The sequence below is a fragment of the Nonomuraea longispora genome (genome assembly GCF_004348345.1).
In the GTDB taxonomy this organism is placed as follows: Bacteria; Actinomycetota; Actinomycetes; order Streptosporangiales; family Streptosporangiaceae; genus Nonomuraea; species Nonomuraea longispora.
The window spans coordinates 1-21,891 of sequence record NZ_SMJZ01000108.1 but is presented as its reverse complement, the minus strand read 5'-3'; the positions used below and the strand labels follow the sequence as shown (position 1 = coordinate 21,891).

Genomic DNA, 21,891 nt, shown 5'->3' with positions numbered 1-21,891 from the left:
AGGCACACCCGGTGCCGGCTGATCCCTGAGGAGGGTCGTCATCTCCCCGAACACCGGTGGCACGGACACGGGCGCGCGTGCCGGCCTGAACGGTCAGGCACCGCGCTGCCGGCATGTCGACATGTCGCCGGGAGCCGAACAGGGACTACCGCAGTGCAGGGAGTGCCTGGCTCTCGGCCTGGCCTGGACCCGCCTGCTGACGTGCATGACGTGCGGTTGGGTGGCCTGTTCCGACGACTCGCCGGGCACCCACGCCCGCGAGCACTACCGGGAGACCGACCATCCGGTGGTCACGGCGCTGGCGTCGGAGACGACCTGGCGCTGGTGCTACGTACACGAACGAACCGTGTGAGGCGCGGGCCGCGACGTCACTCGCCGAGATGGCGGCGAAGGTTCTCCGCGACGACGGGAGCGAGCTTGCGCAGGTTCTTCGGGCTGTCGTACACGGTCAGGTGAAAATCTGCCCGAACGGCCGCGATGGTCGAACTGGTCGCTGGACTTCGATGACCATCACACGACGTCGTACGACTACGACGGCGACGAGAACGGCGGCTACTGCGTCCACCCGGGGGCAGTCATAGGGTCGAGGCGAGACCCCTCCGCGATCTTCCTCAGCTCGGCGCCGACGGCCTCGGCACCGGAGAACTCCTTGGCGTGGCCAGGGCTGAACATGATCTCCGCACGCTGCCTGTCGCCCATCCTGAGGAAGGGCATGGGGGTGCCCTTCCCGCCGTCCTCGCCCACCCACTGGACGACCAGATAGCCGGTCCGGTCGCCGATGGTCACCTCCTCACCGTCGTCCTCGTCGCGACATCTCTTGATCTGGTCGTCGATCTCCTGGACGGCCGCATCCTGCGGATCCCTCACCGGCCCCGCTGCTCGCGGGGCACCGGCACGGCGATGCCGGCCGTCTTCGTGATCCAGCCCTTGTAGGCCGCGGCGTCCGTCCACACCCCGGGGCCGACGCAGCTGGGGTCGGTCTTCTCGTTGCCGTCGCGGCTGGTGATGCCGGCCAGCTCCCAGCGGCCCCCGATCTTGCGCACCATGGGGCCGCCGGAGTCGAGGATGCAGCTCTGGGCTTTCTTGGCGGGGTGTTCGGAGCAGATGTCGCTGGCGGCGTCGATGCCCGTGCACCGCTTGTCGGAGACGATCGCGCTGTCCAGCTCCTGCAGGGTGACCGGCGGATCCGGGCACTTGTTTCCGTCTTCGCAGGTCATGCCCCAGCCCAGGAGGCGGACCGGCTGGCTCGCAGCTCCGGGCCTGCCGGCGATCCTGATCGGCTTCTGCCTGACCGGCCGGTCCAGCTTGACGAGCGCGATGTCGTGCCGCAGGTCGTTGGGGTCGGCAGTGTAGCGGGGATGCCTGACGATCTTCGTGACGTGGCGCAGGCTGCCGCCCTTCTCGACGTGGGTGCCGCCGACCTTGGCGCTGACCTGGCCGATCGGGACGTGCGAGCAGTGCCCCGCCGTCGCCACCCACTGGGGAGCGACGAGCACGCCCCCGCAGTAGTGCACGTCCTTGCCGTCGCGCAGGGTCACGGTGAAGGAGTAGTTTTCCGTGGCGTCGCGCCCGCCGATGATCGCGTTGGCCGGCGACGCCATGGTCGCCGCGAGGACCGCTGCGCCCCCGACCGCTCCCGCGATGGTCAGGGCCCGCGCCCGGCCACGCCCGGCCCGGTCGCCGTGGTTGCTGAGGAAACTGGTGAGTCCGCTTCGTTCGATCATGCCGTCAACGGTCGCGGATCCCGCCGTCCGCGACATCGGAGCATGGTCTGGTCATGGGTCTCATACCGTGGTCTGAGCCGCCGCCGGGGGCCTACAGGCTAGCGTTCGGCCATGACCCATGATCTCCGGCCGCCGCTGCTGCTCAGGGTGCGGCCCGTGTTCCTGGCCCTCGCGGACCTGGCGATCGCCGTGTTCCTGACGTTCTTCACCGTGATGGCCATCATCGAGGAGATGCCGCCGGAGGCGAGGGTGGAGCCGCTGCCGATCCTCGCCGGAGTCCTCATGGCGCTGCCGCTGGTGGTCCGCCGCCGCCGGCCCGTTCCCGTGGTGGCGATCGTGGCGGGAACGAGCATGGTGGCCGTGGCCATGCGGTGGGTGGCACCCCACGCGGCGCTGGTGCCCGACGTGCTCCTCGTCTTCGCGATCTACCCGGTGGCCGTGTCGGAGCCGTTCCGCCGTGCCGTAGCCGCGCTCGCCCTGTCCGTGGGCGGGATCTCCGCGGCCGTGCTCTTCGCCGTGTCGCAGGAGCCGCGGCCTGACTGGGGCAGGTCGCTGCCCGTGCTCGCCACCGAGATGATCATTCCGGTCGCGGTGTGGATGGTGGGGCGCACGGTGCGCGCCCGCAGGGACCACGAGGCGCGGACCGCCCAGCAGGTGCTGGCCGACGAACGGCTGCGCATCGCGCGCGATCTGCACGACGGTGTCGCGCACAGCCTGAGCGTGATCACCGTGCAGGCGTCCGTGGCCCTCCACGTCGCCGAGGAGCGGCCCGACGAGGCCCGCTCGGCCCTGAGCGTGATCGAGGCATCCAGCCGCGAGGCCGCTCGGGAGCTGCGGCGCATGCTCGGCCTGTTGCGCGCCGTCGACGAGGATCCGCAGGACGCCGCGGCTGGAGCCCGCGCCGACCGCCGACCGGCTGGCCGAGATCGCCCAGCACGCCACATCCGCGGGGGCCGAGGTCGACCTGCGGATCGGTGACGGGCTCGACGGCATCCCGGCTACGATCGGGGTCGCGGTTTACCGCATCGTGCAAGAGTCCCTGACCAATGTGATCAAGCATGCCGCTCCTGCGCGCTGCGTGGTGCGGGTCGACAGGACAGACGACGCAATGGAGATCGAAGTGACCGACGACGGCCGTCGCGCCCCGGCCGGCCACCCTCCGGGTCACGGGCTGGTCGGCATGCGCGAACGCGTCGCCGTCTACGGGGGCGAGTTCACCGCCGGGCCGCTCGCGGGCCGTGGGTTCCGGGTCCACGCGAGGCTTCCGCTGGAGGGGGTGCCCGCGTGAGCGGCGTCCGGGTGCTGATCGCCGACGACCAGCACTTGCTCAGGGCGAGCTTCGGGGTGCTGATCGGCACCACCCCCGGGCTGGAGGTCGTCGGCGAGGCCGAGAACGGGCTGCAGGCCGTCGAGCGGGCCGCCGGGCTGCGGCCGGACGTCGTGCTGATGGACATCCGGATGCCCGAGCTCGACGGGATCGAGGCGACCCGGCGGATCTGCGGGGCGCCGGCGACCGCGGGCGTGAAGGTGCTGATCCTGACCACCTTCGACCTGGACGCCTACGTCTTCTCAGCGCTGCGCGCGGGCGCCAGCGGGTTCCTGCTCAAGGACACCCCGCCCGGAGACCTGCTCTCCGCGATCCGGGTCGTGGCGGGCGGAGAGGCGCTGCTCGCTCCCTCCGTCACCCGGCGTCTCATCGGGGAGTTCGCCCGGCAGCCGCAACCCCGCCAACGGGCGGACCGCTCCCTCGACGGCGTCACGGCGCGCGAACGCGAGGTGCTCAAGCTCATCGGCCAGGGGTTGTCCAACACCGAGATCGCCGAACGCCTCATCGTCAGCATGGCCACCGTGAAGACCCACATCGGCCAGTTGCTGGCCAAGCTGCACGCCCGCGACCGCGCCCAGCTCGTGATCGCCGCCTACGAGAGCGGCCTGGTCACCGTCGGCTAGGCGTTCTGCTCTGCGGAGCCGGAGCGGAACCGCAGGATTCCCTCGATTCCCTGGAGGAACGTCTCGCTGACCTCCACCGGGTCGGCCAGGCAGCCCGCCGCCATCGCGCCGTCGCGCAGCATGACGAAATGCCGGCCGGCGGGCTCGGGCGGCGTCTGCCCGGTCTGCGCGAGCAGGTCGGTGACGGTGCTCAGGAACCACTCGCGGTGGGCGAGCACGGCCTTGTGCACGGGATGCTCGGGGTCCGGATATTCGGCGGCGGCGTTGAGGAAGGCGCATCCGCGGAACCCGGGCGAGGTGATGTCGTCGGCGATCGCCCTGGCGATGGCCCGCAGGACGTCGGCCGCCGGTCCGCCGCGGGCGACGGCTTCGCCGGCCCGGTCGCGCAGGGCCTGGTCGGCTCCCCGGAGGTAGGCGACGACGAGCTCGTCCTTGCTGGGGAAGTGCCGGTACAACGTCGCGCGGGTCACCTTGGCCTCCGCGACGATCCGGTCGATCCCCACGGAGTGGAGCCCTTCCGTGTAGAAGAGCCGGGTCGCGGTGCCGAGCAGCCGCGATCGCGCTTCTGACACCTGACCTCCTGTGTGCTGCGCCGTCGCAGGAAGTCTAACAGGGAGAACGTTCGGTCTTGAAGTGCCGCAGGCCGCCCCGATCAGGGCAGGTGGATCCCCGCGCCGGGGCCGACCGGCAGGCCGAAGAAGTAGAAGACGGCCAGTACGCACGCCCACACCAGGCCGAACGCGGGCACGAACGGCAGGAGCCTGGACACCAGCGTGCCGAGCTTGAGTTCGGGCTCGTACTTCTGCGCGGAGGCCAGGATGAAGTACAGGAAAATGTGCATCGGGGAGATCGCCTGGGTGATGGAGTCCCCGATGCGGTGGGTGGCCTGGATGATGGCCGGTGACAGGCCGAGCAACATCAGCGCCGGCACCATCACCGTGGACTCCAGTGACCACAGGCCGGAGCCCGAGGTGATCACCAGGTTGAGCATCGAGGACAGCAGGATCAGGAAGACCAGCGCGGGGAACCCGACGAGCCCCACGGCCTGGGCGGCGTCGGCCAGCTTCACCGCGAGGAACGTCGCCAGCCCGCTCCAGGAGAGCACGCTCAGCGTCTGGGCGACGATGAAGATGAGGGTGATGAACCCGGCCATCTCCTTGATCGACGCGGTCATCAGCGTGTAGACGTTGCGCTCGTCCTTGTCCAGCTTCATCGCCCGGCCGTAGGTGTAGCCGAACAGGAAGAACACCAGCGCGATGATCGGCACCAGGTTGTCCAGGAGGGGCGAGGGCACGAGCGAGCCGTCCTCGCCGCGCAGCGGGCTGCCCGGCACCAGCCAGGCGAGCACGACCAGCGCCAGGAACCCCGCCACCACGAGTCCCGAGACGAGCAGCGCCCGCCGCTCACGGCGGGTCACCTCGACGTGCGCGTCGTCGCCCTCGGCGGGCCGCCACGCGGGCAGCCGAGGCTCCAGCACGCGGGAGATCAGCAACCCGCCGACGATGGGCAGGACCAGCCCGGCCGCGGCGCCGAAGTAGTAGTTCATCGCGATGTTGGTGGTGTAGCCGCCGCTTTCCGGCAGCAGGGCCGCGGCCTTCTCGGTGATGCCCGCGAGGCTGGCGTCGAGCGTGCCCAGCAGGAGCCCGCCGGCGTAGCCGGTGGCGGTGCAGGCGTACGCGCCGATGAGCCCGGCCAGCGGGTGCCGGCCGACCGCGCGGAAGACGAGCGCCGCCAGCGGCGGGATGACCAGGAAGGACGCGTCCGACATGACGTGCCCCTGGCAGGCCACGAAGGCCACCACGTACGGCACCAGGGAACGCGGCACCCGGTAGAAGGCCAGGCGCACCACGGCCTCCAGTGCCCCCGTGCCCTGCGCCACGCCCACCCCGAGCACCACGGTCAGCACCGGGCCGAGAGCGGGGAACTCCACGAAGTTGTCCACCGCGGATCCGAGCAGGTCCACCAGGCCCTCGCCGGACAGGACGTTCCTGACCGGCGTCGCCTCGGCGGCGCCGGGTGGTTGCACCGTGGCGCCGAGGGCCGCGGCGGCCCACGACGCGAGCGAGATCAGGACGAACATCCCGACGAACATGATGAACGGGTTGGGCAGTCTGTTGCCCAGCCGTTCCACTCCGCCCAGCACCCGGTCCAGGGTCGTTGGTCGCCCGGTTTTCAGCATGAGGGGTTCCTTCGCGTTGCCAGCGATGGCTTTGGCCGCCAGGTAATTGGGAAAGTATGGGCAGCCCAGTCAGACAGGCCCTTCCATCGCCGGAAACCGTCATCCTGGCCAGCGTTCATGCAGGAACCGGTCATCGTTTCACGGTGGCGCACCGGGATCGTCAGCCCCCAGCGCCCACAGGTCGAGCGGCGTCGTGGAGGACCAGCGGCCGACCCGGTCGAGCACCCGTCCGTACAACTTGACCTGGCGCAGCACCAGCTGCCTGTCCACGATCGTGGCGTGCGGGAAGTCGTGGCGCAGGCGGGTGACCAGTTCGTGTAGATCGGCCACGTTGTGCAGGCCCACGGTCAGTAAGAGGTTGTTGGGTCCGGCGACGGCCGCGCAGGTGCGGGTCTCGGGCCAGCTCAGGAGTTGCTCGCCGGTGCTCTCCAGGTGGTCGTCCGGCATCGCCAGCCACAGCACCGCCGAGTCGTGCCAGCCCGCCAGCCGCCTGGCCAGGTCGCAGCGGAAGGTGATGTCGCCGACCGCGACCAGCCGGTTGATGCGGCGCTGCACCGTACGGGCGGACAGCCCGAGCTCGGCCTCCAGTTCGGCGAAGCTGCGCCGCCCGTCCGTGCTCAGCGCGACGAACAGGCGGCGGTCGATCTCGTCCATCGGGCGGGTCACCGCGTGCGGGTGGTGCGCCGGGCGCAGCCGTCCGGCCTGGGCGGCGTTGAGCACCCGCAGCCGCCAGCGCATGCTCAGGTCGAAGGCCCGGGTGGCGATGTGGGTGCGCACCCGGGTGATCCCGGGTTGCCGGGGGAGCTGGGACAGCAGGTACTCGGACAGGTCGGCCAGGTCGGGCGCGATCGCGATCGTCCACAGGTCGTACGAGCCGGCGATGTGCTGCACCGTGATCATGTGCGGCTGCCGGGCCAGCTCCGCGGCGACCTGGTTGGCGGCGCCGGCCTCGCAGGTCAGTTCCAGGAAGGCCACGCTCATGGTGTGCAGCTGGCGCCGTCCCAGGGCGACCGTGCACCACGCCAGCCGGTCGTCCACCAGCCGTTTCCACCGCCGCGCCGCGGTCACCGGGTCCATGCCCAGCACCGCGCCGACCTCGGCCCAGGACGCCCGGGGGTTGAGTTGCAGCGCGTCGATGAGCTCGAGATCGTTTTCCCGCAACATGACGGAATCCATCACGACATTGCTCCCTTTATGTCGGATTCCGGCAGTATAGGCGCATCTTGGGGCGGATCGTGATGATTAAAGGGTGAATGACCTACTGTTGCGTGGCGCACGGGTGGTGGATCCCGAAACGGGACTGGACGCGGTCCGCCACGTCGCCATCACGGACGGCAAGATCACGTCAGTCGCCGAGGAACCGGCGCCCGCCCGCCACGAACTCGACCTCACCGGCCGGGTGCTCGCACCGGGCTTCATCGACCTGCACAGCCATGCGCAGACGGTGGGCTCGCTGCGCATGCAGGCACTGGACGGGGTCACCACGGCCCTGGAACTGGAGTCGGGCGCGGCCCCGGTGGAACAGGCCTATCGGCGCGCGAGCGACGAGGGCCGCCCGATCAACTACGGCTACTCCGCGTCCTGGGCCATGGCCCGGATGAAGGTCCTCGACGGAGCCGAGCCGGACGGCGGCTGGGAGAGCTTCGCCGACCTGTGCGGCGGCCCCCACTGGCGCGACAAGGCCACCGCCGCCCAGGTCGACCAGGTGCTGGCCGAGCTGGAAGCGCAGTTGCACGCGGGCGCGCTGGGCATCGGGGTGCTGCTGGGCTACGCCCCGCAGACCGGGCGAAAAGAGTACGTGCAGGTGGCGCGGCTGGCCCAGCGTTACGACGTGCCCACGTTCACCCATGCCCGCTTCAAGAACCCCGACGATCCCGGCACCGCGCTCGAAGGCATCGCCGAGGTGGTCGCCGCCGCGGCCGGCACCGGCGCGCACATGCACCTGTGCCACATCAACAGCACGTCGCTGCGCGCCATCGACGAGGTCGGCGCCGTGGTCGAAGGGGCACGCAGGCACGGGCTCAAGGTGTCCACCGAGGCCTACCCCTACGGCGCCGGCATGACCACGATCGGCGTGCCCTTCCTGTCACCGGAGAACCTGCCCCGGCTCGGCATCACGCCGCGCGACCTCGTGATCGCCGCCACCGGCGAACGTCCTCGCGACGCCGGACGGTTGCGCGAGATCCAGCGCACCGACCCGGGCGCGATGGTGGCCATCCACTACCTGGACGAGGACGACCCGGCCGACTGGTCGGTGCTGGAACGCGCCCTGCTGCTTCCCGACACCGCGGTCGCCTCCGACGCCATCCCGTTCGCCGCCCCGGACGACACCTGGCCGTTGCCGGTCACGGCCGCCGGCCATCCGCGTACGAGCGGGACGTTCTCCCGGTTCCTCGCCACGATGGTGCGCGGCTCCGGCCGCCTGAGCCTGGTCGAGGCGGTGGGACGGTGCACCCTGCGGCCCGCCGAGGTGCTGTCCGCGGTGGCGCCGCAGTTCCGGCGCAAGGGCCGGGTGCAGGAAGGCGCGGACGCTGACCTCGTGGTGTTCGACCTCGACGAGGTACGCGACCGGTCCACCTACACCGAGCCGGGGCGCCCCTCGACCGGCGTCGACCACCTGCTGGTGAACGGCGAGTTCGTGGTCAGGGACGGCGAGGTGCTGCCGGACGCGAGACCCGGCAGGGCCGTGAAGGGACGGCTGGCATGACCGAGCAGGTGACGCAGGCGGACATCCGCGCCGCCGCCGCACGCATCTCCGACACGGTGGTACGCACTCCGCTGCTGCCCTTCGACCCGGCGGAGCCCGGCCGGCCACTGTGGATCAAGCCCGAGTCGCTGCAGCCGACGGCGGCCTTCAAGCTGCGCGGGGCGTACAACAAGATCAAGCAGTCGCTGCCCGAGGCCCGGGAACGCGGCATCGTCGCCCACTCCAGCGGCAACCACGCGCGCTCGGTGGCCTGGCTCGCGCAGCGGCTCGGGCTGCGCGCGGTGATCGTGATGCCGGACACCGCGCCGCCGAACAAGGTCGACGTGGTCAGGGAACTGGGCGCCGAAGTCGTCCTGGTGCCCCCGGCCCTGCGCGACACCCACGGCTTCGTGCTCGCCGAACAGCACGGCTACCTGCCTGTACCGCCGTTCGACGACCCGGCGGTCGTGGCCGGTCAGGGCACCGTGGGCCTGGAGATCATGGAGGACCTGCCCGACGCGGACGTCGTCCTGGTCCCCGTCAGCGGAGGCGGCCTGGCCGCCGGGGTGGCGACCGCCGTCAAGGCGCTGCGACCGCGTACCCGCGTGGTCGGGGTCGAGCCGGAACTGGCCGCGGACGCGGAACAGAGCCTGCGCGAGGGCCGCCGCCTGGCCTGGGAGCCCGAGCAGACCTACCGGACCGTGGCGGACGGGCTGCGTACCCACGGCCTGGGCCGGGTGCCGTGGGAGCAGATCCGCCGCCACCTCGACGAGATCGTGACCGTCAGCGAGGAGCAGATCCTCGACGCGGTACGGCGCCTCGCACTGGACGCCCGGCTCGTCTCCGAGCCCAGCGGCGCGGTGACCTTCGCCGCCTACCTCGCGGGGGACACCGCCGGCAAGCACGTCGCCATCCTGAGCGGCGGCTCCGTCAACCCCGCGCTGCTGGCCCGCGTCCTGACCGAACCCGCTCGCCAGGAGGTCCTCCATGAGCACTGATCCACACCACCCGTACAGCCCGGCCGTGGTCGCCTGCGGGCTGGTCTTCGTCTCCGGCTCGCTGTCGCTGCGGGAGGACGGCACCGTGGTGGGCGGCGAGCGGGCGGCGCTGGACGCGGCGATGGACACCGCGCGGCGGCGCATGGCCACGGTGGGCGCGCGGCTGGAGGACGTGGTGAAGCTGACCTACTTCGTCACCGACATGAGGCTGCGGGACGCGGCCAACCAGCAGTTCCTCGACCTCTGGCCCGAGCCGCGACCCGCCCGCACGGTCGTCGGCGTACGCGACCTGCCCTACGGCAGCGTGGTGGAGATCGACGCCGTCGTGAAGGCCCCCTGATCCACCGCGCCGACCGGCCTGCGCACGCCTGCGGGCAGCCCGGTTCCTGTTCTCACCGGGTGTCAGCGCCGCCGGCGTCCCCGAATCCCTGGTAGAGCGCGTGGCGCTCTACCGGAGCTGCCTGGCCGGGTGGGGGACGAGCGGGCCAGGGCGGCCGCCGAGCTCACGCTGGCCTACGGCGAGGACGGCAACTCCGGCCACTACCTCGCCGACGCGCTCGGCGTTCTGGGGCAGCCGGACATGGTCGAAGGAGACCTTCCCTGATCATGACCCTGAACCTAACAGGCGGCGACTCGTCCATTGACATCGAGGTCATTAATTCTTGCGCGTTTCCGACCCAATTGTGCCGATTGCCCAGTGCGAAATCCCACCACGCGGAGTGCGTGGCGGCGTACGCGAGTGTGATATGCGCAGGTCGCTGCGTACCAGGCCCTCGGAAGCGGCTCGCCGGGGTTCGACACAGGGGTACTGAAAGGGGCGCAGTGAAGAACGTGCACACGGTTGACTAACGCGACTTAAGCGGAATACTGGTCACCCGATTGGGCCGTCCTTCTAGTGAGACGAGAATTCCCATGCCGTCGTTTGGCCTCGCCATGCCTCAGACAGAGCCGCACCAGGCACACAGCGGCGCCGGCCACGTCGGAGGGTTCGCGCCACGGGGGCGCGGTCTCAGTCGGCCACCGGACGAGATCGACGCTCGCCGCTAGCACAGGCTTCCGTGGCGGTCGGCAGATCCCATCGCCTCCCCCAACCTCCCAGGACTTTCATGCCGTCAGACTCCTTCAGCGTCGCGATGGTGATCTGCGTCGCCGTCCTCGTGCTCGCCCTCGCGGGCGTCGTGACCCTCTATCTGCGCCTACGCGGCCGGCTCGGCCAGGCCCGCGGGCAGCTCGCACAGACGCGTCAGGCGCAGGACCACCTGACCCGCGAGTCCAGCGCCTGGAGCCAGCGCCTGCTGCAGGCCGAACGCAAGGCCAAGGAGAACGCGGACCTGCTCCGCGAGGTCCGCGCCCAGCACGACCTCCTGCGCGTGGAGACCGACCACCTGATCTCCAAACGGATTCCCGCCCTGCTGTCCCACCTGCGCTCCCCGCACGTGATCGTGCCCGGCATGCAGAACCAGGCGCTCGCCGGCACGGACCTCGACAGGCAGCACCGCGCCATCCTCGACGCGCTCACCCGCGGCATCCGTGACGAGACCGAACGCATCGACGAGGCCGCCCAGGCGATCATCAGGGGCGCCATGTCCCGCGTGCAGACCCAGGCGCTGCGCGCCCAGGACCTGCTCGCCGGTGTGCAACAGCGCTACAGCGGCGACGAGCACACGGCGCTGCTGCGCGAGGTGCTGGGCCTCGACATGTTCAACGAACTGATCATCCGCCGCATGCAGGTCACCGGCATCGCCTGCGGCGCCACCCCCGGCCTGTCGCGTGACGACACCTACCTGGTGGACCTGGTGGTGGGCGCCGTCTCCCGGGTGGAGAACTTCGAGCTGCGCATCGAGGGCCCGGCCAACCACCTGCGCCGCAGGATCGGGGTCGCCGCCCGCGCCGCGGAGTCGATCCTGTTCACCACCGCCGAGCTGCTGGCCAACGCGGTCCACCACTCCCACGGCACGCTCAAGGTGACCATCGCCGTGCACGAGACCAACAACGGCGCCGCCATCGTCATCGACGACGCCGGCGTCGGCCTCAACGAGGACCAGTACGCCCGCGCGGGCCGCCTGCTGAGCGGCAACCATCCCGTTCGCCTGGTCGACCTCGGCAATCCGCCCCGCACCGGCTGGGCCGCGATCGGCCGCCAGGTCGCCCACTACGGGATGCAGGTCACGGTCAAGAAGAGCGCCTTCGGCGGCGTACAGGCCGTGTTGAACATCCCGACCGCCCTGCTGGTGGAGATGCCGGAGGACACCCGGCCGTCGGTGCTGGCGCCCGAGCCGGTGCGCGCGGTCGCCCCGGCCGCCACGGCCATCCGCCGGGAGCCCATGGCCGCAGCCACGGCCGTTCAACAGGGATCGACGGCCGTCTCCGCGCACCGGCCGGAGCCGGTGGCGGCGCACCGGCCCGAGCCGGTCGCCCCTTCGGTACGGCCCCAGCCCGTGACGGCACCCCAGCCCGTGACGGCCCCGCAGCAACGGCAGGCGGAGGACCTGGCACCGCTGCCGCAGCGCCGCCGCCAGTCGCCGCGTTCCGCGTCCAGCTCCACGACCACCACAGGAGATCATTCTGACGGTACGGGTGGCAGGTTGCTCACCACCCCGGAAGAGGCCCAGAAACGGTGGGGGGACTTCCAGGCGGGAGCCGAGGCGGGCCGCCGCGAAGCGCTCCCGACCGAGCAGCACGACATAACCGAAGGGAAATGACCGTTTCCATGGACGCTCACAGCGCTTCAGGCCGTGTTCAGGCCAAGGGTCGCCCGTTGCCCCTCGACGTGTCCTGGGTCCTGTCACCCCTGCTCGCACTGCCCGGCGTCGTCAGCGGCGTGGTGCTGAGCCGTGACGGGCTCATCCTCGGCGGCTCGGCGGACGTGACCACCGAGAGCGGCGAGCGGGCCGCCGCCATGACGAGCTCCGTGCTCGGGGCGGCGCGCGCGCTGTGCGCGGGCCTCAGCGACGGCGCGGACGACGAGGTGGTGGACATCGTCATCTCCGCCGGCAGCGGCTACTACTACGTCGCCCCGGCCGGCGACCGCGCGGCCATCGTGGTCGCCGCCACCGGTGTGGTCAACATCGGCGCACTGGCCTACGAGGTGCAGCTCCAGGTGCAGAAGCTGATCAAGGCTCTCGACGAGGCCAGTGCGGCCAGGGTGCAGGGCGTCCGGACATGACCTCCGGACGGCAACGGCGGCGGGTCGTCCCGGACTTCATGGCCGCCGCGAGGTTGACCGTGCCCGAGCACATCAACGTCGAGCGCACGACGCTGGTGTACGTCGCGCCTGACGCCGCCACCAACGGGCTGGCCCCTCCTGGGTCGCACCTGGTGTCCCTGCTGGGGGACGGGCCCCTGTCGGTGTACGAGTGCGCCGCGCACTTAGGCCTGCCGTACTGCGTCGTGCGGTTGCTGGTCGCCGGGCTGGTCGGAGGCGGAACACTGCTGACCCGCGATCCGCCCATCAGCGACCTGCCCGACATTGAGATCTTGGAGTTGGTGCTCAGTGGCCTCCGCGCTCTCTGACAGCCGAATCAGTACTGAACACATACCGGTCAAGCTGGTCATCGCCGGGCCGTTCGGCGTGGGCAAGACGACCTTGGTGGACGCTCTCTCGGAGATCAAACCCCTCAACACCGAGGAGGTGCTCACCCAGGCGGGCACGCTGGTGGACGACCTCACCGGCGTGAACGAGAAGACGACCACGACCACCGCCATCGACTTCGGCCGCCTCACCATGCCGGGCGTGGTGCTGTACCTGTTCGGGGCGCCGGGGCAGACCCGGTTCCAGGTCTTGTGGAACGAGTTGGTGCGCGGCGCGCTGGGGGTCCTGGTGCTGGCCGACACCCGCAGGATCGACGACAGCTTCGCTGTCCTCGACCTGGTGGAGAGTGCCGGCATCCGCTACGCGGTGGCCGTCAACCACTTCCCCGACTCGCCCGACTACCCGCCGGACGCCCTGCGCAAGGCGCTCGACCTGCACGCGCACACGCCGCTGGTGGTGTGCGACGCACGCGACCCCGCCTCCGCCCGCGCCTCCCTGATCGCGCTGGTGGAGCACATCAGAGAGCTGGTGTTGTCATGACCCTGCGCTACATGCCCGACGCGGGCCGCCTGTACGGACCGGACTACGCGAGGGACCCGCAGGCCATCTACGCGGAGCTACGCCGGCGGCACGGCGCGGTCGCGCCCGTGGAGATCGCCCCCGGCATCGAGGCGCACCTGGTGATCGGCTACCAGGCCGCCCTGGACGTGCTCACCAACGTCGGCGGCGTCTGGAGCAAGAACGGCAAGGCCTGGCAGGCGCGGCTGCCCGACACCCCTGAGGCCGCCGGGCCGGTCGCCATGCTGGGCTACCGGCCGAACGCGCTGATGACCGACGGGGCCGAGCACGCCAGATTCCGCAAGGTGATCTCCGACTGCTTCGAGCTCGTCCAGCCGCACAAGCTGCGCCAGTTGGTGATCACGGTGTCGGACTCGCTGATCAGCCAGTTCGCCGCGAAGGGCGAGGCGGACCTGGTCTCCGAGTTCGCCGCGCTCATTCCGGCCCGCATCTTCAACGGGCTCTTCGGACGGCCCGACTCCGCCAGCGCCGGCCTGATCCAGGCCCTGGCGGACATGATGGAGGCGGACGGAGAGAAGGGCGCGCAGGGCAGCGACGCGTTCAGCCGCTACATCGGCGAGCTGATCCAGTCCAAGCACGTCCAGCGGGGCGACGACCTGACGTCCTGGTTCATCGACCACCCGGCCGCGCTCAAGACCGACGAACTGGCCGAGACCCTCGTGCTGGTGATGGCCGCCGCCTACGAGCCCACGTCCAACCTGATCTCCAACACGATCTCCCGGATGGTCAGCGACGACCGTTACTACAGCTCGCTCTCCAACGGCGCGCTCGGCACGTACGACGCCCTGATGGAGGCTCTGCGCGCCGAGCCGGCCATGTCGAACTACGGCCCGTACTTCGTGCTCCAGCCCGTGCACTTCCACGGCACCTGGATCCAGCCGGCCGAGCTGGTCCTGGTCTCCTACGCCGCGGCCAACACCGAGCCCACCAACGTGCCCGAGGAACTGCGCTCCGACGGCGGCGCGTACCTGGGCTTCGGCGCCGGGGCGCACCGCTGCCCGGCCAGCGACCCGGCCATGATCATCGCGATGACCGCGATCGAACGCCTGACCTCCCATCTGTGCGACCTGGAACTGACCGTGCCTCGCGAGGAGCTCTCCTGGCGGCCCGGGCCGTTCCACCGCGCGCTGGCCCACCTGCCGGTGCGTTTCACTCCCATTCGCCCTGACCAGCCAGGAGAATCCCCTTGGGCAGTTCAGCCCCCGTCGCCCTCGACCCCTTCGGCACCGACCTCCACGGGGAGGTCCGGCGGCTACGTGACCTCGGCCCCCTGGTCCTCGTAGAACTCACGGGAGGCATCCCGGCCTGGGCGGTAACCCGCCACGATCTGCTCAAGCAGCTCATCCTCGACCCGATGGTGAGCAAGGACAAGCGGCACTGGCGGCAGCTCGACCGGGCGCTCACCACGCCGGGCTGGTCCTGGATCATGACCTGGATCGGCGTGTCCAACATGCTGAGCGCCTACGGCGACGAACACCGCCGGCTCCGCAAGCTGATCGCCCCCAGCTTCACCGCGCGCCGTACCAGGGCCATGCAGCCGATCGTCGAGAAGATCGTCGCGGAGCTGCTGGACGCGATGGCCGCGCAGCCGCCCGGCCGGCCCGTCGACCTGCGCAGCGCCTACGCCCACCCGCTGCCGATGCGCGTGATCTGCGAACTGTTCGGGGTTCCCGCGCACATGCGGGAGGAGATGGCCCAGGTCATGGAGGCCATCATGGACACCACCGCAACCCCGGAGCAGGCGGCGGCCACGGCGGCCCAGATCGCCACCGTCTTGCCCGCGCTGGTGGCGTACAAGCGCGAGCACCAGGGCGACGACCTGACCACGGAGCTGATCAACGTCCGTGACACGGGCGACTCGCTCAGCGACACCGAACTGTGCGACACCCTGCTGCTGCTGATCGCGGCCGGGCACGAGACCACCGTCAACCTGATCGGCAACGCCGTGCACGCCCTGCTCACCCATCCGGACCACCTCCGGCGTGTGCTGGCGGGGGAGATCACCTGGGACGCGGTGATCGAGGAGACGCTGCGCTGGGCGCCGTCGATCGCCAACCTGCCGCTGCGCTTCGCCATCGAGCCGATCGAGATCGCCGGCGTACGGATCGAGGCGGGCGACGCGATCGTCACCAGCTACATGGCGGCCGGGCACGACCCCGACCAGCACGGCGAGGACGCCGGCCGGTTCGACCCGACCAAGGAGAGCGCCGAGCACCTGGCGTTCGGCATCGGGGTGCACCGCTGCATCGGAGCTCCACTCGCCCGCCAGGAGGCGCTCACAGCCCTGCCCGCCCTGTTCGACCGGTTCCCTGACCTGCGGCTGGCGGTGGACGAGAGCGAGGTGGGGCACGTCCCGTCGTTCATCGCGCACGGCTGGAGCACCCTGCCGCTCCTGCTGCACCGCTGACGTCCGGGAACACCGGAGCCCCGCGCGCGACCCGGGCACGGACCGCGTACCGGACGCCACTGACGTGCCCGGCGGCGCGGTCTCTCAGTCGCCGGCCCGGCTTCCTGAGCTAGCGGGCCGGGGAGTGCCCGTCGTCCGCCTTCCCGCGCAGCCGCTCGTCGAGCCGTGCGGCCTGCCGCGTGAGGTGCTCGCGTTCGGCCGGACTGGGAGCCGATCGGGCGGCTTCGGCGTAGAGCCGTGCCGCGCTCACCTGGTCCCCGTCACGCTCGTGCAGATACGCGGCGACGGCGGCGTGGCGGGGCAGGGCGGGGTCGAGCTCCGCCAGCGCTGCCAGCCCGGCCCGGGGGCCGTCGGCCTCGCCGACCGCGACGGCCCGGTTGAGGCGGGCCACCGGGCTGTCGGTGAGGCGCACCAGCTCGTCGTACCACTCGACGATCTGCACCCAGTCGGTCTCCTCGGCCGTACGGGCGTCGGCGTGGAGCGCGGCGACGGCCGCCTGGGCCTGGAACTCGCCCAGACGGTCGCGGGCGAGCGCCGCCTGGAGCACGTCGACGCCCTCGGCGATCAGCCGGGTGTTCCACAGGCTGCGGTCCTGCTCGGCGAGAGGCACGAGCCGGCCGTCGGGGCCGGTACGTGCCGGGCGCCGGGCGTGGTGGAGCAGCATGAGCGCGAGCAGGCCCGCGACCTCCTCGTGGTAGGTCACGGCCGCGAGCCGGCGCGTGAGGCGGATGGCCTCGCCGGCCAGGTCGACGTCGCCGGAGTAGCCCTCGTTGAAGACCAGGTAGAGCACGCGCAGCACCGTGGCCATGTCACCCGGTTGGTCGAACCGCACCCCCGAGACGGTGCGCTTGGCCCTGCTGATCCGCTGGGCCATGGTCGCCTCGGGCACGAGGTAGGCCTGCGCGATCTGACGCGTGGTCAGGCCGCCGACCGCGCGCAGCGTGAGCGCGACGGCCGAGGCCGGGGTCAAGGACGGGTGCGCGCACAGGAAGTACAGCTGGAGTGTGTCGTCCGTCACCCGGGCCGGTCCGGGCATGGGCTCGTCCTCGACGCGCAGCTCGCGGTTGCGCCGGGAGGCGTCGGCGCGGACGGCGTCGAGGAACTTACGCCAGGCGACCGTGACCAGCCAGCCCTTGGGGTCGCGCGGCGGGTCGTCCGGCCACACCCGTACGGCCTCGACCAGGGCCTCCTGTACGGCGTCCTCGGCCGCGGCGAAGTCGGCTCCGCGACGGACGAGTACGGCGATCACCGTGGGGGTGAGGGTCCGCAGCAGGGCCTCGTCCACCGTGCGTCACTCCGTGGTCAAGGGCGCGGACAGGAACGGGCGCAGTTCGAGCCATTCGTGGATCGGCCTGCCACCCGCGCCCGGGGCCGCGGACAACTCACCGGCCAGCTCCAGCGCCCGCTCGTAGGAGTCGACGTCGATCATCATCCAGCCGGCGATCAGGTCCTTGGTCTCGGCGAAGGGGCCGTCGGTGACGGGCGGCCGCCCCTCGCCGTCGTAGCGGACGAACGTGCCCTCCGGGGCGAGCGCCTGATGGCCGACGAACTCCCCGGTCTCCTGGAGACGAGCGGCGAAGTCGCGCATGTACTGCACGTGCGCCGACAGCTCCTCCGGCGTCCACAGGTCCATCGGCACGTCGTTGACCGGGGCCGGGGCTCCGCGGTAGTGCTTGAGCAGCAGGTACTTGGCCATGGTGTTCTCCTTGGTGCGGTACGGCACCATTCTGGCCGCGTTCACCTCCGGAGACGAACCCGCCTAGACCAGGCCGAGCTCGCGGGCCCGGACACCGGCCTGGAAACGTGATCCGGCGCCGAGCGCGTCCATCAGCTCGGCGACCCGGCGTCGATAGGTCCGTACGCCCAGGCCGAGCCGGCGGGCGGCGGCCTCGTCCTTGACCCCCTGGCTGAGCAGGTCCAGTACGGCGGGCGCGAGCCGGCGGATGTCGGCGACCTGCGCGTCGTAGACCGCGAGATCGGTCGCCGACCGCCACGCCGTCTCGAACAGCGACATCACACCCTGGACGGTCTCCGGCTGGGTGATCACGCTGTAGCTGCGCTGACCCGCCCTGACATCGCCCGCCAGGATCACGAGCCGGCGGTCGATGACGATCGTCTCGTTGATCTCCTCGTGGGTGATGCGGATCTCCGCGCCGAACTGGTCGCGGCGCCGGGCGAGCTCGTGCGCGGACACCGAGTCGAGCAGCAGCGCCGACCGGTACATCTTGCGGATGCGCACACCGGCCGCGCGTCCCACCGTCGCCGCGGCGAGCTCGTCCGACCTGTGGTCGGCCGCCCAGGTGGCCAGGTCGTTGGCCGCACATGCGAGGTCGGTGACGGTCGCGAGCAGGTGTCCTATCCGCCGGAACAGTTCTTCTTCGCCTCGCACGACCGTGACCGCTTCGTTCACGCGCGTGAGGCCGTCGCTCATCCGCACACCATCGATTCTGCATGACCCCACCCCATAACGGCCAGCTCGGCAGGATGTTGCCATTCTCGGACAAGCAGGGAGCGTGACCGCACGCTGAGAATCATGACGATTCACCACGACAACGCCAACAGCACACCTGCCGCCGCCGCGGGCACCTGGCGGCTCGGCGACCGTACGGTCAACCGCGTCGGGTTCGGCGCGATGCGCCTGACCGGCATGCCATGGGACGACAAGCCCAAGGACCGCGCCGACGCGATCGCCGTGCTGCGCCGCGCCATCGAGCTCGGCGTCGACCACATCGACACCGCGGCCTTCTACTTCCTGCCCACCCGTTCGGCCAACGAGCTGATCAGCACGGCGCTCCAGCCGTACCCCGGTGATCTGGTTCTCACCACGAAGGTCGGGCCGGCCCGCTCCCGTGACGGCGCGTTCGAGTACGCGCGGCCGGACCAGCTGCGCGCCCAGGTCGAGGAGAACATCCGCCAGCTCGGACTCGACCACCTCGACGTCGTCAACCTGCGCTGGGGCGCCGGGATGGACAAGGAGCCCGGCTCCGTGGCCGAGCACTTCGGCGCGCTCGCCGAGTTGCGCGAGGCGGGCCTGATCCGCCACCTCGGCGTCTCCAACGTCTCGGCGGAGCAACTGGCCGAGGCGACGGCGATCGCGCCGGTGGTCTGCGTGCAGAACCGGTACGGCCTGACCGAGCGGCAGGACGAGGCCCTGGTCGAGACGTGCGCCCGCCACGGCATCGCCTTCGTGCCCTTCTTCACCGTCGCGACCTCGCTCCCCGGAGCCACCCCGCACGGCGGCCACGACGAGACGGGGCAGGCCGAGGTCGCCAAGGTCGCGAAGGCCCACGGCGCGAGCCCGGCACAGGTGCGCCTCGCCTGGACCCTGCACCACGGCGACCACATCCTCGCCATCCCCGGCACCGGCAACCGCGCGCACCTGGAGGAGAACATCGCGGCGGGCGCCCTCCGGCTGAGCGACGACGAAATGGCCCTGCTCGACGGCATCGCCACGGCGCCCTGACCAAGGGGCCCGAGGCGTTCAGTCCCAGCCCAGGCGTTGCTTGAGCAGTGCCTGCTGGGCCGGGTTGTTGGTCAGATCGAGCGCCCGCTGGTCGGCCCGCCGGGCCTCCTGGCCACGGTCAAGGGCGCGCAGCAGTTCGGCTCGGGTGGCGTGCCAGAGCGGATAACCCTCCAGCTCCTTGCCGAGGTCGTCCAGTTCGGCAAGGGCCGCCTGGGCGCCGTTGACGTGTCGCAGGGCGATGGCGCGGTGCAGGCGCGTCACGGGTGAGGGCGCCAGGCGCAGCAGCATGTCGTACAGCACCAGGATCTGCGCCCAGTCGGTGGCGGCGAAGGTGCCGGCCTCGGCGTGGCACGCCACGATCGCCGCCTGCAGCTGGTACGGCCCCGGACGCCGGTAGGCGCGGGCCGTACGCGTGAGGAGGGCGGTGGCCCGCTCGATTGCCTGCCGGTCCCACAGGCCGCGATCCTGGTCGGCCAGCAACACCAAGCGGCCCTGGAGGTCGAAGCGGGCCGTGCCGCGCGCCCGGTGCAACCGGATCAGCGCGAGCAGCCCGGCCGCCTCCGGCTCCTTCGGCAGCAGGTTCGCCAGCAGCGCGGCCAGCCACTCGGCGTCGTCGACCAGGTCGCGTGCCTGCGCCCGTTCAGCCGTGCTGGACAGATAGCCCTCGTTGAACAGCAGGTAGATGACCGCCAGCACCTCGTGGACACGCTGCGGCAGCTCCTCGTCGGCAGGCAGGCGGTACGGGATCCCCGCTTCGCCGATCTTGCGTTTGGCGCGGGTGATGCGCTGCGCCACCGTGGACTCCGGCACCAGGAACGCCGCGGCGATCTGCGCGGTGGACAGCCCGCACACCACGCGCAGGGTCAGCGCGATCTGCGCGGCACGCGACAGCGCCGGGTGACAGCACATGAAGATCAGCCGCAGCCGGTCGTCGGTGGTGGCGGGCGCCGACCAGGTGAGCTGGGCGAGCTTGGCCCGGTAGTTCGACTCCCTGCGCAGCACGTCGAGCCCGCGCCGCCGGGCCACGGTGAACAACCAGGCGTCCGGCCTGCGCGGGATGCCCTCGGCCGGCCAGCGCAGCAGCGCGGTCTCGACGGCATCCTGCACCAGGTCTTCGGCGGCGGAGAAGTCGCCCAGCAGTGAGGCCAGGGACGCGGCCAGCCGGCCCGCGTGCTCGCGCACCACGCCCGCCAGCACCTCCTGGCTCACCCGCTCGTTCATGAGATGGGGCGGATCTCCACGACAGGACAGGCCGGCCAGGACCGAGCGATCTTCAGCGCCTCGTCCAGGTCGGCCACCTCGACCTCGGCGAACCCGCTGACCACCTCCTTGCCCTCGGCGTACGGCCCGTCGGTGACGACAGGCTCGCCCTCGCCCATGCGTACCGTGGTGGCAGTGTGCACCGGCGCCAGATGAACATGGTGGGTGATGCTGTCCGCGTGGTCGGCGAACCACTGGCTGACGGCGGCGTAGGCGGCCTCGCGCTCAAGGTCGCCCATGGCGTGCAGGCGCTCCGCGAACTCTTCGGTCTCGACGAACATCAGCACGTACTTCACGTTCGTTCTCCTCAATGTTGTCGTGGTCAGCGTGCCGCGAGGGCGGCGTACAGGTCGATGCCATTACCGTCGGGGTCGGCCACCGTGGCGTACCGCATGCCCCAGAACGCGTCGAACGGCTCGGCGATCCCCCGGTATCCGGCCTCGACGAGCTCGGCGTACTTGGCGTCCACCCAGGCGGGGGCGCCGAACTCGAAGCACAGCAGGGTGCGTGGGCCGCCGGAGGGCGCGATCCAGCCGGGCAGGTGCGGCGTGCGGAAGGCCTCGGTGTCCAGCATGACATGCAGGCCGTTCGGCAGGTCACAGCCGGCGTGCTCGGGTGAATGCTCGTCGATCTTGAACTCCAGCCCCAGCCGGGCGTAGAAGGCGATGGCGGCGTCCAGGTCGGACACCAGGATGTCGATCGTGTTCAACGTGGGATTCATGAACTCCCTCCTTCGGGTCGATCGGTGAGGCGCCGAAGGCATGGCCCTCACCTCACAGACGAACGGGCGGCCCCTCGATACGACATAGATGCCCGGTCGGCACCGTTTGCGGATGGTTGATACGTTGGTGACAGGTGTGCCGGGAAGTCTGGTCGGCGATTCTCAACGTCGATCACGAAAGAGGCTTTGTAGGTGCGCGCACGCGATCTGGCATGCCATCCCCTGGCCGTCACCGTTGACCCGCTGACCGGCCGGACCATCCTTGAGGCGCTGCTGGACCGGGCGGTGGCCGCGTGAGCGTCACCGCATGGCTGGCGGTGGCGGTTTTCCTGTGCGCCTACGCGCTGATCGCCACCGAGAAGATCCACCGGGTGGCGGCCGCGCTCGGCGGT

At 70.9% G+C, this 21,891-nt stretch carries 26 protein-coding genes; 15 read left to right on the top strand and 11 right to left on the bottom strand.

Annotated features, from left to right (window positions below):
- Nucleotides 1–121: 121 nt before the first annotated feature.
- A complete protein-coding gene (locus tag E1267_RS25780) occupies nt 122–352 on the top strand; it encodes a UBP-type zinc finger domain-containing protein (protein ID WP_132335807.1) in 231 nt (76 codons plus the stop codon).
- Between the two features lie 200 nt (nt 353–552).
- Here the strand turns inward: E1267_RS25780 and E1267_RS25775 are convergent, their stop codons facing one another.
- Together E1267_RS25775 and E1267_RS25770 are read right to left on the bottom strand one after the other, a co-directional pair.
- On the bottom strand, nt 553–867 hold the full coding sequence (locus E1267_RS25775; protein WP_181957842.1) for a hypothetical protein: 315 nt from the start codon (nt 865–867) through the stop codon (nt 553–555).
- Entirely contained in the window at nt 864–1,724 is an 861-nt protein-coding gene (locus E1267_RS25770) for a S1 family peptidase (protein ID WP_132335805.1), read from the bottom strand. The genes E1267_RS25775 and E1267_RS25770 overlap by 4 nt, the downstream gene beginning before the upstream one ends.
- Before the next feature lie 111 nt (nt 1,725–1,835).
- On the opposite strand from E1267_RS25770, the gene E1267_RS45785 reads away from it, so the two are divergent.
- From E1267_RS45785 to E1267_RS25760, 3 genes are read left to right on the top strand one after another with little or no spacing between them, the layout of a single operon-like run.
- Nucleotides 1,836–2,702: a sensor histidine kinase gene (locus E1267_RS45785; protein WP_165959782.1), complete on the top strand. Its 867-nt coding sequence runs from the start codon at nt 1,836–1,838 to the stop codon at nt 2,700–2,702.
- Nucleotides 2,703–2,751: 49 nt separating this feature from the next.
- The gene (locus E1267_RS48010; protein WP_425465093.1) at nt 2,752–3,012 is read left to right on the top strand and encodes a sensor histidine kinase; all 261 of its coding nucleotides are present in this window, start codon (nt 2,752–2,754) and stop codon (nt 3,010–3,012) included.
- On the top strand, nt 3,009–3,674 hold the full coding sequence (locus tag E1267_RS25760) for a response regulator (protein ID WP_132335803.1): 666 nt from the start codon (nt 3,009–3,011) through the stop codon (nt 3,672–3,674). The genes E1267_RS48010 and E1267_RS25760 overlap by 4 nt, the downstream gene beginning before the upstream one ends.
- Here E1267_RS25760 and E1267_RS25755 read toward each other — a convergent pair.
- The 3 genes from E1267_RS25755 to E1267_RS25745 all read right to left on the bottom strand — a co-directional run bounded on the left by E1267_RS25755 (nt 3,671) and on the right by E1267_RS25745 (nt 7,029).
- On the bottom strand, nt 3,671–4,246 hold the full coding sequence (locus tag E1267_RS25755) for a TetR/AcrR family transcriptional regulator (protein WP_132335801.1): 576 nt from the start codon (nt 4,244–4,246) through the stop codon (nt 3,671–3,673). The two genes, E1267_RS25760 and E1267_RS25755, sit on opposite strands and share 4 nt — an antisense overlap.
- An 80-nt stretch (nt 4,247–4,326) precedes the next feature.
- Nucleotides 4,327–5,853 carry an AbgT family transporter gene (locus tag E1267_RS25750; RefSeq protein WP_132335799.1) on the bottom strand — a complete coding sequence of 509 codons (1,527 nt, stop codon included), beginning with the start codon at nt 5,851–5,853 and terminating at the stop codon, nt 4,327–4,329.
- 138 nt (nt 5,854–5,991) lie between these two features.
- Nucleotides 5,992–7,029 carry an Lrp/AsnC family transcriptional regulator gene (locus tag E1267_RS25745; protein ID WP_246064256.1) on the bottom strand — a complete coding sequence of 346 codons (1,038 nt, stop codon included), beginning with the start codon at nt 7,027–7,029 and terminating at the stop codon, nt 5,992–5,994.
- A 73-nt stretch (nt 7,030–7,102) separates the two neighbouring features.
- Between E1267_RS25745 and E1267_RS25740 the strand changes: the two genes are divergently transcribed.
- The 10 genes from E1267_RS25740 (at nt 7,103) to E1267_RS25700 (ending at nt 16,055) form a co-directional block, all read left to right on the top strand.
- Nucleotides 7,103–8,560 (top strand): amidohydrolase family protein, encoded by a 1,458-nt coding sequence (locus E1267_RS25740; RefSeq protein ID WP_132335795.1) that lies wholly within the window; start codon nt 7,103–7,105, stop codon nt 8,558–8,560.
- Entirely contained in the window at nt 8,557–9,537 is a 981-nt protein-coding gene (locus E1267_RS25735) for a threonine ammonia-lyase (protein WP_132335793.1), read from the top strand. Before E1267_RS25740 ends, E1267_RS25735 begins: the two co-directional genes overlap by 4 nt.
- Nucleotides 9,527–9,877, top strand: coding sequence for a RidA family protein (locus E1267_RS25730; RefSeq protein ID WP_132335791.1), 351 nt, complete (start codon nt 9,527–9,529; stop codon nt 9,875–9,877). Before E1267_RS25735 ends, E1267_RS25730 begins: the two co-directional genes overlap by 11 nt.
- A 129-nt stretch (nt 9,878–10,006) precedes the next feature.
- Nucleotides 10,007–10,141: a hypothetical protein gene (locus E1267_RS47405; protein ID WP_281283708.1), complete on the top strand. Its 135-nt coding sequence runs from the start codon at nt 10,007–10,009 to the stop codon at nt 10,139–10,141.
- A gap of 502 nt (nt 10,142–10,643) precedes the next feature.
- Nucleotides 10,644–12,239 carry a histidine kinase gene (locus E1267_RS25725; protein ID WP_132335789.1) on the top strand — a complete coding sequence of 532 codons (1,596 nt, stop codon included), beginning with the start codon at nt 10,644–10,646 and terminating at the stop codon, nt 12,237–12,239.
- 56 nt (nt 12,240–12,295) lie between these two features.
- A complete protein-coding gene (locus tag E1267_RS25720; RefSeq protein WP_220449675.1) occupies nt 12,296–12,703 on the top strand; it encodes a roadblock/LC7 domain-containing protein in 408 nt (135 codons plus the stop codon).
- Nucleotides 12,700–13,050, top strand: a complete 351-nt coding sequence (locus E1267_RS25715; RefSeq protein WP_132335785.1) for a DUF742 domain-containing protein — start codon at nt 12,700–12,702, stop codon at nt 13,048–13,050. The genes E1267_RS25720 and E1267_RS25715 overlap by 4 nt, the downstream gene beginning before the upstream one ends.
- Nucleotides 13,031–13,609, top strand: a complete 579-nt coding sequence (locus tag E1267_RS25710; RefSeq protein ID WP_132335783.1) for a GTP-binding protein — start codon at nt 13,031–13,033, stop codon at nt 13,607–13,609. The genes E1267_RS25715 and E1267_RS25710 overlap by 20 nt, the downstream gene beginning before the upstream one ends.
- A complete protein-coding gene (locus E1267_RS25705; protein WP_181957841.1) occupies nt 13,606–14,931 on the top strand; it encodes a cytochrome P450 family protein in 1,326 nt (441 codons plus the stop codon). The genes E1267_RS25710 and E1267_RS25705 overlap by 4 nt, the downstream gene beginning before the upstream one ends.
- Nucleotides 14,835–16,055: a cytochrome P450 family protein gene (locus tag E1267_RS25700; protein WP_132335781.1), complete on the top strand. Its 1,221-nt coding sequence runs from the start codon at nt 14,835–14,837 to the stop codon at nt 16,053–16,055. The genes E1267_RS25705 and E1267_RS25700 overlap by 97 nt, the downstream gene beginning before the upstream one ends.
- A gap of 109 nt (nt 16,056–16,164) precedes the next feature.
- On the opposite strand, the gene E1267_RS25695 is transcribed toward E1267_RS25700, so the two are convergent.
- The 3 genes from E1267_RS25695 to E1267_RS25685 all read right to left on the bottom strand — a co-directional run bounded on the left by E1267_RS25695 (nt 16,165) and on the right by E1267_RS25685 (nt 18,486).
- Nucleotides 16,165–17,340, bottom strand: a complete 1,176-nt coding sequence (locus E1267_RS25695; RefSeq protein WP_132335779.1) for an RNA polymerase sigma factor — start codon at nt 17,338–17,340, stop codon at nt 16,165–16,167.
- A 6-nt stretch (nt 17,341–17,346) separates the two neighbouring features.
- Nucleotides 17,347–17,751: a YciI family protein gene (locus E1267_RS25690; RefSeq protein ID WP_132335827.1), complete on the bottom strand. Its 405-nt coding sequence runs from the start codon at nt 17,749–17,751 to the stop codon at nt 17,347–17,349.
- Between the two features lie 63 nt (nt 17,752–17,814).
- Nucleotides 17,815–18,486 carry a helix-turn-helix domain-containing protein gene (locus E1267_RS25685; RefSeq protein WP_132335777.1) on the bottom strand — a complete coding sequence of 224 codons (672 nt, stop codon included), beginning with the start codon at nt 18,484–18,486 and terminating at the stop codon, nt 17,815–17,817.
- 102 nt (nt 18,487–18,588) lie between these two features.
- On the opposite strand from E1267_RS25685, the gene E1267_RS25680 reads away from it, so the two are divergent.
- Entirely contained in the window at nt 18,589–19,518 is a 930-nt protein-coding gene (locus E1267_RS25680; RefSeq protein WP_132335775.1) for an oxidoreductase, read from the top strand.
- 18 nt (nt 19,519–19,536) lie between these two features.
- Here the strand turns inward: E1267_RS25680 and E1267_RS47400 are convergent, their stop codons facing one another.
- Genes E1267_RS47400 through E1267_RS25665 form a run of 3 tightly spaced genes read right to left on the bottom strand, consistent with a single transcriptional unit; the run spans nt 19,537 to nt 21,499 of the window.
- A complete protein-coding gene (locus tag E1267_RS47400; RefSeq protein WP_132335773.1) occupies nt 19,537–20,739 on the bottom strand; it encodes an RNA polymerase sigma factor in 1,203 nt (400 codons plus the stop codon).
- Nucleotides 20,736–21,074, bottom strand: coding sequence for a YciI family protein (locus tag E1267_RS25670; protein WP_246064255.1), 339 nt, complete (start codon nt 21,072–21,074; stop codon nt 20,736–20,738). The genes E1267_RS47400 and E1267_RS25670 overlap by 4 nt, the downstream gene beginning before the upstream one ends.
- A 26-nt stretch (nt 21,075–21,100) precedes the next feature.
- Nucleotides 21,101–21,499 (bottom strand): VOC family protein, encoded by a 399-nt coding sequence (locus tag E1267_RS25665; protein ID WP_132335771.1) that lies wholly within the window; start codon nt 21,497–21,499, stop codon nt 21,101–21,103.
- Between the last annotated feature and the right edge of the window lie 392 nt (nt 21,500–21,891).

Excerpts from the sequence above, each read along its gene's own strand:
- E1267_RS25780 (WP_132335807.1), top strand. The coding sequence starts at position 122 with ATGTCGCCGGGAGCCGAACAGGGACTACCGCAGTGCAGGGAGTGCCTG.
- E1267_RS25770 (WP_132335805.1), bottom strand. The coding sequence starts at position 1,724 with ATGATCGAACGAAGCGGACTCACCAGTTTCCTCAGCAACCACGGCGAC.
- E1267_RS45785 (WP_165959782.1), top strand. The coding sequence starts at position 1,836 with ATGACCCATGATCTCCGGCCGCCGCTGCTGCTCAGGGTGCGGCCCGTG.
- E1267_RS25750 (WP_132335799.1), bottom strand. The coding sequence starts at position 5,853 with ATGCTGAAAACCGGGCGACCAACGACCCTGGACCGGGTGCTGGGCGGA.
- E1267_RS25745 (WP_246064256.1), bottom strand. The coding sequence starts at position 7,029 with ATGGATTCCGTCATGTTGCGGGAAAACGATCTCGAGCTCATCGACGCG.
- E1267_RS25735 (WP_132335793.1), top strand. The coding sequence starts at position 8,557 with ATGACCGAGCAGGTGACGCAGGCGGACATCCGCGCCGCCGCCGCACGC.
- E1267_RS25730 (WP_132335791.1), top strand. The coding sequence starts at position 9,527 with ATGAGCACTGATCCACACCACCCGTACAGCCCGGCCGTGGTCGCCTGC.
- E1267_RS25725 (WP_132335789.1), top strand. The coding sequence starts at position 10,644 with ATGCCGTCAGACTCCTTCAGCGTCGCGATGGTGATCTGCGTCGCCGTC.
- E1267_RS25715 (WP_132335785.1), top strand. The coding sequence starts at position 12,700 with ATGACCTCCGGACGGCAACGGCGGCGGGTCGTCCCGGACTTCATGGCC.
- E1267_RS25705 (WP_181957841.1), top strand. The coding sequence starts at position 13,606 with ATGACCCTGCGCTACATGCCCGACGCGGGCCGCCTGTACGGACCGGAC.
- E1267_RS25690 (WP_132335827.1), bottom strand. The coding sequence starts at position 17,751 with ATGGCCAAGTACCTGCTGCTCAAGCACTACCGCGGAGCCCCGGCCCCG.
- E1267_RS25685 (WP_132335777.1), bottom strand. The coding sequence starts at position 18,486 with ATGAGCGACGGCCTCACGCGCGTGAACGAAGCGGTCACGGTCGTGCGA.
- E1267_RS25680 (WP_132335775.1), top strand. The coding sequence starts at position 18,589 with ATGACGATTCACCACGACAACGCCAACAGCACACCTGCCGCCGCCGCG.
- E1267_RS47400 (WP_132335773.1), bottom strand. The coding sequence starts at position 20,739 with ATGAACGAGCGGGTGAGCCAGGAGGTGCTGGCGGGCGTGGTGCGCGAG.
- E1267_RS25665 (WP_132335771.1), bottom strand. The coding sequence starts at position 21,499 with ATGAATCCCACGTTGAACACGATCGACATCCTGGTGTCCGACCTGGAC.